This is a genomic window from Arthrobacter sp. CAN_A214, from assembly GCF_015751955.1.
In the GTDB taxonomy this organism is placed as follows: Bacteria; Actinomycetota; Actinomycetes; order Actinomycetales; family Micrococcaceae; genus Arthrobacter_D.
Genome location: NZ_JADOUU010000001.1, coordinates 88,594 through 101,613, shown reverse-complemented (window position 1 = coordinate 101,613; position 13,020 = coordinate 88,594). Strand labels below are relative to the sequence as shown.

The following is a 13,020-nucleotide window of genomic DNA, read 5'->3' as shown; positions in this document are numbered from 1 at the left end:
GGCATCCCCGATTCCGAGGCCCGGTAGGAGTGGCCCGGCGATGCACGGCACTTCACGACCAGCGGGGCGAAAGCGGTCGCTGTCGTGTCTCCCGTCGTCTACGCCGGGACGCACTCCTCAACATGGCGCTCGGGCTGTACAAGCCCGGAACCTGGACTGCGCAGGAGCGGACGGTGACGAGCTTTCCGGGCGGTAGCGTCCGGGCTTACTCACACTCGCACGTCGCAGAAGGGGGCAAGGCGTTTCGACATGACGTCGATGGCTTGAGGGTTCTCGTCGACGCAGACGAACCTTCGCCCGAGTTTCCCGGCCACCGCTCCCAGCGTTCCGGATCCGGCGAAGAAATCGAGTACCCAGTCGCCCTCGCGGCTGCTGGCGGCGACGGCTCGCCGGAGCAGGCCCTCCGGCTTCTGCGTGGGATAGCCGGTTTTTTCCTTCCCGGTCGGTGACACGATGGTGTGCCACCAGACGTCGGTAGGCAGTTTCCCGAGTGCAACCTTCTCGGGAGTGACGAGCCCCGGTGCCATATACGGCTCACGGTCCACCTCCGCGCTGTTGAAGTAGTAGCGCGAGGGATTCTTGACGTACACGAGGATGTTGTCGTGCTTGGCCGGCCACTTCCGCTTGGAACGGGCGCCGTAGTCGTACGCCCAGATGATTTCGTTGAGGAAGCATTCACGGCCGAACAGGGCGTCGAGCATCACCTTGGCGTAGTGCACCTCGCGGTAGTCGAGGTGCAGGTACAGGGTGCCGTCGTCGGTGAGGAGACGCCATGCCTCGGTGAGCCGGGGGGCCAGGAAATCCCAATAGTCCTCGAAGGCGTCGTCGTAGCTGGCCAGCATGCCCTTGACTGTCGAGTAGCTCATCCCCTTGAAGCCGACACGATCACCTGCTCCGACGGCGCTGCGCACCATGGTGGTCTGCTGCCGGCGTTGAACCCGCCCCGTGTTGAAGGGCGGGTCCACATAGATCATCGTGAACGATCCATCCGGCAGGGTGGCCAGGTACTGGGCATTCTCCGCGTGGACCACGAGATTGGGGCCACTCGGGGTCCAGGCAGGGAAACTCACGGAATCCTAGTCCTCGGAGCCACCGGCAGGCTTCGCAATGACTTCGCCGTTCCGGCGTCGCGTGCGGCTCCGGCGTGGGCGGTCCGACGCCGGGGTCCCGGCTCCGGCGTCAGCGGATGAGTCGGCGGCTGGACGGCGACGGCGGCTGGGGGCGCTGTCGGACTGGCTGGAGCTCTCACGCGTTCCGGTGTCCGGGCCGGTGCTGCCTGCAGCTGGCCTGTCCGACCGCCCGCCGCGGCTGCTCCGCCCTCCGCTCGAGGGGCCGGTCTGGGTCCGTCCACCGGCATTGCGGCCCCGTCCGGCGTCGTCCGACCCTCCGCGGCCCTTCTTGCCGGTCTCGCCGAGGTCCTCAAGGGTTTCCGCGCCGATTCCCGCGAGTTTACGGGCGTTGCGGGGGAGGCGGCCCTTGGTGCCCTCGGGAATGTCGAGTTCTGTGAACAGGTGGGGCGACGAGGAGTACGTCTCCACCGGCTCGGGGGAATCGAGGCCAAGAGCCTTGTTGATGAGGCCCCAGCGCGGTACGTCGTCCCAGTCCACGAACGTGACGGCAGTACCCTTTTTGCCGGCGCGGCCGGTGCGGCCCACACGGTGCAGGTAGGCTTTTTCGTCTTCGGGGCACTGATAGTTGATGACGTGCGTGATGTCCTCGACGTCGATGCCGCGCGCGGCGACCTCCGTCGCTACGAGGACGTCGATCTTGTCGCCACGGAAGGCACGCAGCGCCTGCTCGCGGGCGCCCTGGCCGAGGTCGCCGTGGATCGCTCCAGCCGCGAAACCGCGGTCGATCAGCTCCTCGGACAGCTTCGCGGCAGTGCGCTTGGTCTTGCAGAAGATGATGGTGCGGCCGCGGTTCCTCGACTGCAGGATCCGTGCGACGACCTCCGCCTTGTCGAGGTTGTGGGCGCGGTAGATCACCTGGCGGATGTCTTTTTTCGTGATGCCCTCGTCCTCGGGATCCGCTGCCCGGATGTGCGTGGGCTGCGTCATGTAGCGCCGCGCCATGGCGATAACCGGACCGGGCATGGTGGCGGAGAACAGCAGCGTCTGGCGAACCGGGGGTGTCGCCGCGATCAGGGTTTCGACGTCGGGGAGGAACCCGAGGTCGAGCATCTCGTCAGCCTCGTCGAGGACCACGATCTTGACGTTCTTGAGGACGAGGAGCTTCTGGCGGTACAGGTCGATGAGGCGTCCGGGCGTGCCGACCACGATCTCGACACCGCGCTGCAGGGCTTCGATCTGCGGCTCGTAGGCCCGGCCGCCGTAGATGGTGACGATCCGCGCGTTGCGCTTCTTGGCCGCCGTCGTGAGGTCGCCGGCCACCTGGACGGCGAGCTCGCGGGTCGGGACGATCACGAGGGCCTGAGGGGCGCCGGGGACGGGCAGCTTGTCATACCCCGAGTCATCGGGGCCGACCACACGCTGGATGGCTGGGATGCCGAACCCGAGGGTCTTGCCGGTGCCGGTCTTCGCCTGGCCGATGATGTCGTGACCGCCGAGGGCGATCGACAGCGTCATGGCCTGGATGGGGAAGGGGTGGATGATCCCGGCGTCGGCCAGGGACTCGACGATGTCGGGCCGAACCTTGAAGTCGGCGAACGTCTCCGGAACCTCTGCGTGGGGCTCTTCGGTGGTGACGAGGGTCGTCTCGACGTCGATGGCGTCGTCGCTGTTGTCCGCCTTGAGGTGGTGCAGGTCTGCGGTCGTATTCTCAGTGTTCAATTAAGTACCGTTCAGTTAGGCAAGGCGGCCGCCGAGGCTCAACGGGTGGCCGGGGAGAAATCCGGCTCGGAGCACATCGGAGGCGCAAAGCGTCCAGTGGAAGCCGATCGCGGGCTTGCAACTGCGGAGGCTGGAACCTAGGAGTTCAGCGCGGAAAACTCGGGATCGAGTAAGTACTGCGGGTCATCGGGATTGTCGATAACGACCGGGCATCCATTACTACCATGCAAGTCTACCCCGCGGCGCCAGGGGTTCCGGCATTCGCCGTACTGGAGTGGCGGGCGGTGGAATCGATGGTGTGAGGTACCTCGAAGCGCACCCTGCGGTGTTCGATGTCGGCCTCCACGAGCGTGACCCTCACGGTTGAGCCGGCGACAAGTTCGCCGTCGCACTGGGCTTCGACCGGCGGATCGAAGAGCTGCACTGTTCCCGACGGACGCTGCGGGGGTTCGGAGCCGTCGCTCCGGGGGGAACCCTGGAGGACGACAGCCTCGAATTCTTCACCCACGCGGCTGCTCAGCAGGGCGGCCTGAACCGCCTCCAGAGCGCCGGACTCCATCCGGGACGCCAGCTGGTTCGATGCGTTCATCAGGCCGTTCAGCGTGGGCAACGCATCGCGAACCCACTGCGGTACTTCCCTGCCGGCACAGAGCGCCTCGCAGATGACCAGGACGAAGCGGTCGACCAGCCTGCGCAGCGGCGCCGTTGTGTGGGCGTACGGCGCGGCGATGGCGGACTGCTCGACGTCGTCGGGAACCTTGCCGTCGAACGCCGTGTATCCCGCACCGCGGAACAGGAACGCGGCCGCATGCATCAGGGCGAGCTGGCGGGGCGACGCCGTGTCGAGCGTCCGAAGGAAGGCACCGTATGAAAGGTTGTCCGGCCACGGTGTCCCCAACACCTCTGCCTGGCGGCGGAATTTGGCGAGCGCGCCCTCATCGGGACCCGGCATGGTCCGCAGGATGCCGATTCCTCCATCGATCATCATCCGGCCGGCGGCCATGCCGGTCATCAGCGAAATTTGGGCGTTCCAGTCCTCGGAGGGGAGCGACGGCCCGGTCTGGATGAGGTACTGCCTGCCGTCATGGAAAATCTCCTGGCGCGGCAGGTCGAGACTCGATCCTCCGCGCAGCACCTCCTGCTGGACGCGTCTGGTCCCCACCTCGCGAAGCAGGCGAAGGCTTTCGTGCAGCCAGGGAAGGCCGGACGGCTGCACCTCATCAAGAATTCGCTCGACCTGCTGGTAGGTGAGCTGGATCCTGCTGCGTATCCTGGCGCGCCGCACAGTGGCCGAACTCACCGAAGCATCGGGCGCGAGAGTGAATTCCCAGACGAATGCCGGGCGTTCGACGCCCGGGAGGAGACTCGCGGCGGCGTCGGAAATGCACTCGGGATAGAGGGACACCCGGCCGTCGGGAGCGTAGATGGTCTGGCCCCTGCGACGTGCTTCGGAGTCCGCTGCGCCACCCGGCTCGACAAAGCCGGGAACATCGGCGATTGCGTACCACACGCGGTACCCGGACCCACAGCGCTCCAGGCAGATGGCCTGGTCGAGGTCGGTGGAATCCGGCGGATCGATCGTGAGGAAGTCGAGATGTGTGAGGTTCTCCTGCGGAGGAACATGCGCTGAGATTGCCTGCTCGGCTTCGGCGATGACAGCTGCCGGGAAGGTTTCGACGAGAGCAAGTTCCTGCCGGAGCGCATGCAGGGCCGCTGCGAGCAGATCCTGTGACTCCCGGTTCCTGGCATCCAGCTGCTTCGACGGCACAAGCTCACCGTAGTACACGCGTTCCCGCCAGGAGTGCAGGATCCGCAGCCAGGTCGACGGCGAGGTCGCCCGGAACCTCCACGCGATCCCCGGTGTCGAGTTCCAACTCCACAACGACGTCGTCGCCCGCTGTGAGCCTTCCATGCTCCCGGTGCGCGGCGCTCACCGGAGCATGGCCCGCCCGTCCATTGAGCCCCCTGTGGTGCGGTGCCCGTAACCGTTGACGGTAACGGTCACCGCAGGCCTCCTGCCTCCACCGAGCTTCTCAAGGACCGGTTCCGGCACCTCGATTCCAGTGGCGGTCCTGCCGCCGAACTCAGGCGTCGCATCGAATAGCACACCATATCTCGGTCTTTCGCGAGGGCCTGGAGGCTAGAAGCATAGGACCGCGGGGCGCCTCAGCGGAAGTTGCCGACCGCCCTGCATTGCGTACTCTTAGCAGAATGGAAAACCGCCTACCTGACAGCGTCCCGCCGAGGAACGATCATCTGCACCGGGAGTTGGATTCAGCAGGAGAAGCCCCCGACGTCGGCGGAAGCGACCCGCTCCCGGTTTCTCCGGGCCACAGCGACCCACGGTATCTGCGCTTCATCGTGGACCTGTTCGGTGTCATCGCCTACGGCGAGCTGTCCGGGTTCGAGCGGCTTTCCTCGGACGCACGGTTCTCGCCGAGCCTGGCGGACAGGGCGGGGCTCGGGCGGCTCGCGGTCCTCGAATTCGAACACTTCGAGATGGTCAGCAGCCATCTTTCCGGGTTGGGCGTCGACGTCGAGGAAGCGATGGCGCCGTTCCAGGCGTCCGTGGACTCGTTCCATGAGCGCACCCGCCCGGGGGACTGGTACGAGTCGCTGATGAAGGCCTATGTGATCGATGCCATCTCGGGAGACTTCTACCGGGCGCTTGCCGACCGGCTGGACCCGGATACCCGGTCCCTGATCGGCAGGATAGAGTCCGGGGAAGGGTCTCCCCTGCTGTACCGGAGGCTGAAGGAAGCACTGGCGGACGATCCCCGGCTGGCCTCGCGCCTGGCACTGTGGGGGAGGCGACTCGTGGGGGAGGCACTGACCCAGGCGCAGCGCATCGGCATCGAACGGGAGTTCCTCGGAGGACTGCTGTTCGCCGACGCGTCGGACCACGCGGAGCATACGACGGCGTTGTTCTCGCAGCTCACGCGCAACCACTCACGGCGGATGGGGGCGCTCGGCCTCACCGCATAGGCGGAAGTGCCGGTGCTCCCAACCCGCCCGATGAACCTAGAGGGCTCCGAAACCGACCCGGCGCTGCTCCTCGGCACCGATCTCCACGTAGCCGAGGACCGACGCCGGCACGATGACCTGCCGTCCCTTGCTGTCGGTGAGCCGTAGCTCGGCGCCCCCCGTGATGGCCTTCGACACGACCTCGGCGAGTGCCTCCGCCGTTTCCGAGGATTCCAGAACGATTTCCCGGTTGACGTTCTGGATACCGATTTTTACTTCCACGGCGGGTGCCTCCTGTGTAGTGAACCTATGAACCTCTTGGAAACCTACTCTAGATTTCTTTGGGGAAACGACTAATTCCGCGCCAAGCTAAACGGTAGATAAGTTCGCTGGCGGAGTCGATGTCGAGGCTGCCGTCCGTCTCGAGCCAGTAGCGAGCGCTGACCTGCGCCATCCCGGCGAGGCCCCGTCCCAGCAGGGTGGCCTCGACCAGGGACAGCTGGGTATCCTCGGCGATGATTCCGGCAATCGAGTTGGCGAAATGGGCGTTGAACTCCTCGAGCCTGCTGCTGACGTCGGGGTCGTTGTTGACATCCGATTCGAAGACGAGGCGGTGCGCCTGGCTGTCCTGCGCAATGAATTGGAAGTAGGCGCGCATCGTCGCGTGCACACGCAGTTTGTTGTCTTCGGTGGAGCGCATCGCGTCGACGAGCAGGGCAGTCAGTGCTGCGAGGTGGCTTTCGAGAAGTGCCAGGTAGAGTTCGCGTTTGCCGGGAAAATGCTGGTACAGAACGGGTTTGCTGACCTTGGCTGCCTCGGCGATGTCGTCCATGGCCGCTCCGTGATATCCATGCACCACGAATACCTCGTGTGCCGCGTTCAGCAACTGGCGCCGGCGTTCGTCCCTGGGAAGCCGGAGAGCCTTTCCTCCCGGTGCTGCTTCTGCGCCCACGTGCCGCACCCTTTGCTCGCAGTAGTTGTCTGCCCCAGTTTACCCATCAGGCAGCGACGGCTACGTCCGGGTGGGCCGGAAGTTGTCCGGAGGAATAGATTGGGGCATGAGCGTTTTCAGCCCCTCCGAGCGAACCCCCGCGCTACCCCCGCTGGCCGAGCCGGCTGACGAGCTCAGCCGTGAGGAGGCGCTCCGCTATTCCCGCCACCTCATCATCCCCGAATTCGGGATGACGGCCCAGAAGCGCCTGAAGAACGCCCGGGTGCTCGTGATCGGGGCGGGCGGACTCGGCTCGCCGGTGCTGCTGTATCTGGCGGCAGCCGGAGTGGGGACACTCGGGATCGTTGACGACGACGTCGTCGAGGTGTCGAACCTGCAGCGCCAGGTGATCCATGGGGTCGGCAACCTCGGTGAGGCGAAGGCGGAGTCTGCGCGCCAGAGCATCGCGGAGGTCAATCCGCTCGTGCAGGTGCACCTTTCTCCGGTCCGCCTTACCGCGGACAACGCGCTGGATATCTTCGCCGGCTATGACCTCGTGGTGGATGGCACCGACAATTTCGCTACCCGCTACCTCGTCAATGACGCCGCTGCGATTCTCGGTATGCCCTACGTCTGGGGGTCGATCCTGCGCTTCGACGGCCAGGTAAGCGTGTTCTGGGAGAAGTATGGGCCGGGCTACCGCGACCTGTATCCGGAAGCCCCGCCTCCCGGGTCGGTTCCCTCGTGCGCCGAAGGCGGGGTGCTGGGCGTGCTGTGCGCACAGATTGGGTCGGTGATGGCCAACGAGGCCATCAAGCTCATCACGGGGATCGGGCGGACGCTGCTGGGTCGGGTACTGGTGTTCAACGCACTCGAGATGACCTGGCGCGAGGTTCGGGTGCGGAGGGACCCGGAGGCGCTGCCCATCACCGAACTGGTGGACTATGAAGCCTTTTGCGGCCTGCCCGCTGCGGGCGGAACAGCAGAGGCGGTCCCGACCGTCACGGTGGACGAACTCGCCGGGCTGCTCAGGAAGCGCGCAGCCGGGGAAGCAGACTTCAGCCTGCTCGACGTACGGGAGCCGGGTGAGTACGACGTCGTGAGGATCGAGGGTGCGGAGCTGGTCCCCAAGGATCGCATCCTCGGAGGGGAGTATCTTCCGCCGGGAGACCGCCCGGTGTATGTGCACTGCAAGGCCGGCAGCCGGTCAGCCGATGTGGTCCGATACCTGGCACAGCAGGGCTACGAACAGGCGTACTCGGTGGAGGGCGGCGTCCTGGAGTGGGTTCGCCGGATCGAACCGCACAAGCCCGTGTATTGAGCGGGCCGGGGTGAGCGGTGGAATCGGTGCCTACGCCGACTCCGCGGCAGGCAGTTCGTGGACGGGGCAGCGGGCGGCGTTCCGTTCGGGAGCGTCCGATGCGGTGGCGGCGCTGTCGGCGTCCGCTCCGGCGGCCCGCGCCGTCGTGCTGGCCGAAGGTGCTACGTCGATGCCGTACAGTGCCTCCAGCCCAGCCAGGTAGTCGTCCTGGCGGCCTTCGGCTGCAAGCTCGCGTGCGCGGACAGTGGGAACGTGGAGCAACTGCCGCACCATGCGGCGGAGGGCGAATTCCACCTCTTCGGCCGCTGCAGTACAGCCGTGCTGCGCACGTACGCGTTCCATCTCCGCGTCCAGCGCTTCCTGGGTGTGCTTCCGGAGGGCGACGATGGCGGAGTTCATGGCACGGCTGTTCTGCTGCTCCTCGAAACTGCGCGCGGCGTCCTTCACCAGGCGTCCCGCCTGCTGCAGGGCATCAGCCTGTTCCTCGGGCGCCGCGAGCCGCACCGACTCGAGGGTGATGAGTTCGACGTCGTCCAGGTTCGCCACCGCGGGATCGAAGTCATGACTCAGGGCGAGATCGATGATGACGAGCGACTCTGCCGAACCTCGCCGAACCCGTTCGAGGTCAGCCGCTTCGATCCTTGCGTCGCTTCCGCTGCAGCCGATGACGACGTCGGCCTCCCGAAGGGCGGCAGGCAGCTCCTCCGCCGTGAGCGCAGTGCCTCCCCGCGTCGAGACGAAGGTTTGCGCGCGGCCGGAGGAGGAGAAGACCGAGATGCGGCTGCACTTCTTCTCCTTCAGCAGCGCCATGGTGGCGCCGGCGTAGGCGCCGGTTCCGAAAAGAACCACTGACTTGGTGGTCCAGTCCGCGTCCCCGGACACGTCCCCCGCGAGCTCGAGGGCAACCGAGACGATCGAGCGGCCCTGGCTGCCGAGGACGGTTTGCGCGCCGACATCCTTCGCGGTGCGCGAAGCGGTCTGGAACAGACGGACCAGGCCGGGACTGGCAGCTCCGGTTGCCTGGGCGTCGATCAGGGCCCGACGAACCTGGCCGGCAATTTCCCGCTCACCCACCACGGCGGAGTCCAGGCCCGCGCTGACGGCGAAGAGGTGCTGCGCTACCGCTTCGCCGGTGTTGGTGACGAAGGAGGAGGAAACCGAGGCAGCGGGAATGCCGGAGTAGTCGCTGATGGTGGAGACGATGGCCGAGCGGGCAGCTTCGATGTCAGCTTCGGAGGGGGCTTCGCTGTAGATTTCGAAGCGGTTGCAGGTGGCCAGGACGACGGCGCCTGATACTGCGCGTCCATCGGCGAGCACGGCCGAGGGGACCTGGGGCGCCCCGACGCTGAGCCGGGCAACGGTCTCCAGGTCTACATTCGAGTGCGTCGCAACAAGGGATAGTAGAACCACAACCCCTCAAGCATACCGAGGGGGCGTCCGCGGGCAGTAATAGGATCGCCTTACCCGACGCTTGCCTTCCCCGTACTTTCGCGGAGAATGGCGGTGCGGCGTGCACGTGAGTTTGGACACCAGCCGCTTCGGATGTGGCACGGAGGTTAGTGATCTCCGGCGATCAGCGGCAGAATCAGGGTATGAACCTTGGAGCAGCACACCCGCTGATGGACGGCCGTACGGCTGAATCAGCCCTCATCTCCGCCTACCGCGGGCTTCCGCCACGCCGTCGTCCGGTGTGGTTCATGCGTCAGGCCGGGCGGTCCCTGCCCGAGTACCGGGCTCTCCGTGAGGGCACCAACATGCTCGAATCGTGCCTCGATCCGGAGTTGGCCTCCGAGATCACCCTCCAGCCGGTGCGCCGGCACGATGTCGATGCCGCCATCTTCTTCTCCGATATCGTCATCCCGCTCAAGCTGGCAGGTGTGGACGTCGACATCGTGCCCGGCGTCGGGCCCGTGCTCGGCACGCCCATCCGCAGCGCTGCCGACGTAGCCGCCCTGCCGGTTCTTACCGACGCCGCCCTGGAGCCGATCAGGCAGGCTGTCGCCCGGACAGTTGCCCAGCTGGGTTCGACGCCGCTGATCGGATTCGCGGGCGCCCCCTTCACCCTCGCGGCGTACATGGTCGAGGGCAAGCCGTCCCGCGACCATCTCGGCCCCCGCACGATGATGCACTCCGATCCCGACACCTGGCGGGCCCTGACCGAGTGGGCCGCGGACGCATCGGGCCGTTTCCTTCGCGCTCAACTGGAAGCTGGAGCATCAGCCGCGCAGCTCTTCGACTCCTGGGCGGGTTCGCTCGGCCTCGACGATTACGTGCGGCACGTCGCGCCGGCCTCCTCCCGTGCCCTTGACCACGTCCGCGGATCGGGCGCCCCGTTGGTCCACTTCGGCACCGGCACCTCGGAGCTGCTCGTGGCCATGTACGACGTCGGCGTGGACGTGGTGGGCGTGGACTACCGCCTTCCGCTGGCGGAGGCCAACCGGCGCCTGGGCGGCAGGGTCCCACTGCAGGGCAACATCGACCCGGCCCTGCTCAGCGCGCCCTGGGCGGTGCTGGAGAAGCACGTCCGGGAAGTACTCGACTCGGGATCGGCGGCGCCCGGGCACGTGGTCAATCTGGGTCATGGGGTGCCACCGGAAACCGACCCGGAAGTACTGACCCGGGTGGTGGAGCTGATCCATTCGGTGGCCCCACCCGCATGAGCGGGTCAGCCAGTAGCGACACCGGGCCGATTCCCGGCACAGGCGGTCTTGGCGGTCGTGCGCCGGTCGTCGTCGTGGGCGGGGGGATGGCCGGACTCGTCGCCGCCCGGACCCTTGCCCGGCGCGGGCTGCGAGTGACGGTCCTCGAGGAATCGGGACGTTTCGGCGGCAGTGTGGATTCGCGCGAGCTCGGCGGGCTCCGGCTCGACAGCGGCGCTGAATCCTTCTCCACCCGCTCCGCCACGGTTCCCGGGCTCGCCGCCGAGCTCGGCCTCGATGCCGAACTCGTGGTACCCGAAGCGGCGGGCGCGTGGGTCCAGCTTCCGGGGAAGGACCTGCAGCGCAGTGCTCAGCCCCTGCCCAATTCGGGCGTGCTCGGCATTCCGGCGGACCCGACCGATGCGGGAACGGCGGCCGCGATCGGCCGAACGGGTGTGCTCCGCGCATCCCTGGACCGGGTGCTGCCACTTGGGTCCCTCGCCACCCGCCCCGGCGTCAGCCTCGGGGAGCTCGTCCGGACGCGGATGGGGGAGGAGGTCCTGGACCGTCTTGTCGCCCCTGTTGCGGGCGGCGTGTTCTCGGCCGACCCGGACACCCTCGACGTCGATGCGGTGGCGCCCGGCCTGCGGGCGGCCATGGCCCGGCTGGGCTCGCTCGGTGCCGCGGCCGGTTCGCTGAGGAAAGCCGCCCCGGCCGGGTCGGCTGTCGGCGGGCTCCGCGGCGGCATGGCCCGGCTCCGGGATGCACTCGTGGCGGAGTTGACGGCCGCGGGTGTGGATCTGCGAACCGGGGAGACGGTTCGTGGAATCCATCGTTCGGGGAGCGGCTGGCGGGTAGCGACCGAGCGCGCCACCCTGGAGCGGAGGCTGCCGGCCCGCGCCGTCCTCGTGGCCACCGGGGGGCCCGCCGCCGTCGACCTCCTTGCCCCTGTCCTCCCGGAACTGGCAGTCGAGCGCCCTGCGCCGGTGCCCGGGGTTGCCCTCGTCACCCTCGTGGTCGAGGCGCCCGGCCTTGATGCGCAGCCGCGCGGGACGGGAGTGCTGGTGGCACGGGGGGTCGAGGGAGTATCGGCCAAGGCGCTGACCCATTCCACTGCCAAATGGAAGTGGCTGCGGAACCAGGCTGCGCCGGGCGTGCATGTGCTGCGGCTGTCGTTCGGACGGGTGGGGGACGACACCGCACGGGACCTCGGGCCGTCGACCGGGGACGACAGGCTGTTCGCTGTCGCCCTCGCTGATGCGTCGGCCCTGCTCGGGGTGCGCATCGACGCCGCCGCCGTACTCGATTGGGACGTGGTCCGCTGGGCCGGCGCCCTGCCACATGCTGCGGTGGGGCATCGTGACAGGGTAGCGAGGATCCGGACCGTCACGTCGGCGGTCGGGACACTCGACGTCACCGGGGCGTGGCTCGCCGGTACGGGACTCGTCGCGGTGATCGATGACGCGCGGGCGCGGGCTACTGCACTCGCCGACCGGCTCGATACCGTGGATCAGGGACTCTTCCAGCGTGACGTCAATTACTTCTACGACTTGTAGAAGAATAGGATTTCGGATTGCTTCGGCGCAGGGGCAAACTAATACCATGAGTGAGCTAACCGGCAAGAACGCTGTCCACAGTCCTTCCACCGAGCCCTCGAATGAACTATCCCCGGACGTCGCTGCCGATGCCGAGGGAGAGCTGTTCTTCACGCTGTGGACCGTTTTCAAGCGCGACGTGAAATTCGCGGGATCCGTGGCTTCGTCCGACAGCCTCGGGGACGTGCTGGGTTCGATCGAGGGGACCGGCGTCGTCGTCCGGGGTTTCTACGATGTCTCGGCGATGCGCGAGGACGCGGACGTGATGGTCTGGCTCCATGGCCCGCGCGCCGAGGACCTCCAGATGGCGATCCGTCGCCTCCGGCGCACCGCCATGTTCTCCGGAACCAGCATTGCCTGGTCCGCCATGGGCGTACACCGCAACGCCGAGTTCTCGAAGAGCCACAGCCCGGCGTTCTCCCGGGGCGTTGCTCCCGCCGAATGGGTGTGTGTCTACCCCTTCGTGCGCTCCTATGAGTGGTACATCCTTCCCAGCGAGGAACGCCGCGGGATGCTGTACGACCACGGGATGAAGGGCCGCGAGTACCCGCAGGTCCTGTCCAACACCGTGTCCTCCTTCGCGCTCGGCGACTGGGAATGGATCCTCGCCCTCGAGGCTCCCGAACTGGTGGACCTCGTCGACCTCATGCGGCATCTCCGGGAGACCGAAGCCCGGCGCCACGTGCGCGAGGAAATACCCTTCTACACGGGCCGCAGGATCAGCCCCGACGAGATTGCAGAGGTGCTCCAGTGACCACACAGGCCTTCAACCCCCTTGACG

The 13,020-nt window shown here is 67.0% G+C and carries 12 protein-coding genes; 5 read left to right on the top strand and 7 right to left on the bottom strand.

All coding sequences use genetic code 11. The features are described from left to right. Window positions 1-209: 209 nt before the first annotated feature. The 4 genes from IWX65_RS00410 to IWX65_RS00395 form a co-directional block, all read right to left on the bottom strand. The gene (locus IWX65_RS00410; RefSeq protein ID WP_196880515.1) at window positions 210-1,070 is read right to left on the bottom strand and encodes a DNA-methyltransferase; all 861 of its coding nucleotides are present in this window, start codon (window positions 1,068-1,070) and stop codon (window positions 210-212) included. A 6-nt stretch (window positions 1,071-1,076) separates the two neighbouring features. Next, window positions 1,077-2,789, bottom strand: a complete 1,713-nt coding sequence (locus tag IWX65_RS00405) for a DEAD/DEAH box helicase (RefSeq protein WP_196880514.1) — start codon at window positions 2,787-2,789, stop codon at window positions 1,077-1,079. Window positions 2,790-3,021: 232 nt separating this feature from the next. Then, the gene (locus tag IWX65_RS00400; RefSeq protein WP_196880513.1) at window positions 3,022-4,701 is read right to left on the bottom strand and encodes an RNB domain-containing ribonuclease; all 1,680 of its coding nucleotides are present in this window, start codon (window positions 4,699-4,701) and stop codon (window positions 3,022-3,024) included. Between the two features lie 18 nt (window positions 4,702-4,719). Next, window positions 4,720-4,896, bottom strand: a complete 177-nt coding sequence (locus tag IWX65_RS00395; RefSeq protein ID WP_196880512.1) for a DUF1905 domain-containing protein — start codon at window positions 4,894-4,896, stop codon at window positions 4,720-4,722. 242 nt (window positions 4,897-5,138) lie between these two features. On the opposite strand from IWX65_RS00395, the gene IWX65_RS00390 reads away from it, so the two are divergent. Beyond that, on the top strand, window positions 5,139-5,774 hold the full coding sequence (locus tag IWX65_RS00390; protein ID WP_334683584.1) for a ferritin-like fold-containing protein: 636 nt from the start codon (window positions 5,139-5,141) through the stop codon (window positions 5,772-5,774). 36 nt (window positions 5,775-5,810) lie between these two features. On the opposite strand, the gene IWX65_RS00385 is transcribed toward IWX65_RS00390, so the two are convergent. Both IWX65_RS00385 and IWX65_RS00380 read right to left on the bottom strand, forming a co-directional pair. Beyond that, window positions 5,811-6,035, bottom strand: a complete 225-nt coding sequence (locus tag IWX65_RS00385; RefSeq protein ID WP_196821105.1) for a DUF3107 domain-containing protein — start codon at window positions 6,033-6,035, stop codon at window positions 5,811-5,813. A 49-nt stretch (window positions 6,036-6,084) separates the two neighbouring features. Then, on the bottom strand, window positions 6,085-6,705 hold the full coding sequence (locus IWX65_RS00380) for a TetR/AcrR family transcriptional regulator (protein WP_334683559.1): 621 nt from the start codon (window positions 6,703-6,705) through the stop codon (window positions 6,085-6,087). A gap of 106 nt (window positions 6,706-6,811) precedes the next feature. Between IWX65_RS00380 and moeB the strand changes: the two genes are divergently transcribed. Next, window positions 6,812-8,005, top strand: a complete 1,194-nt coding sequence (moeB, locus tag IWX65_RS00375) for a molybdopterin-synthase adenylyltransferase MoeB (RefSeq protein ID WP_196880510.1) — start codon at window positions 6,812-6,814, stop codon at window positions 8,003-8,005. A gap of 30 nt (window positions 8,006-8,035) precedes the next feature. Here moeB and IWX65_RS00370 read toward each other — a convergent pair whose 3' ends face one another. Beyond that, window positions 8,036-9,415, bottom strand: coding sequence for a glutamyl-tRNA reductase (locus tag IWX65_RS00370; RefSeq protein WP_196880509.1), 1,380 nt, complete (start codon window positions 9,413-9,415; stop codon window positions 8,036-8,038). A 182-nt stretch (window positions 9,416-9,597) separates the two neighbouring features. Here IWX65_RS00370 and hemE point away from each other — a divergent pair, with 182 nt between their 5' ends. Genes hemE through hemQ form a run of 3 tightly spaced genes read left to right on the top strand, consistent with a single transcriptional unit; the run spans window position 9,598 to window position 12,993 of the window. Continuing rightward, window positions 9,598-10,665: a uroporphyrinogen decarboxylase gene (gene hemE, locus IWX65_RS00365; protein WP_196880508.1), complete on the top strand. Its 1,068-nt coding sequence runs from the start codon at window positions 9,598-9,600 to the stop codon at window positions 10,663-10,665. After that, the gene (gene hemG, locus IWX65_RS00360; protein ID WP_196880507.1) at window positions 10,662-12,200 is read left to right on the top strand and encodes a protoporphyrinogen oxidase; all 1,539 of its coding nucleotides are present in this window, start codon (window positions 10,662-10,664) and stop codon (window positions 12,198-12,200) included. Before hemE ends, hemG begins: the two co-directional genes overlap by 4 nt. Before the next feature lie 46 nt (window positions 12,201-12,246). After that, window positions 12,247-12,993, top strand: coding sequence for a hydrogen peroxide-dependent heme synthase (gene hemQ / locus IWX65_RS00355; RefSeq protein WP_196880506.1), 747 nt, complete (start codon window positions 12,247-12,249; stop codon window positions 12,991-12,993). The last annotated feature ends 27 nt before the right edge of the window (window positions 12,994-13,020 follow it).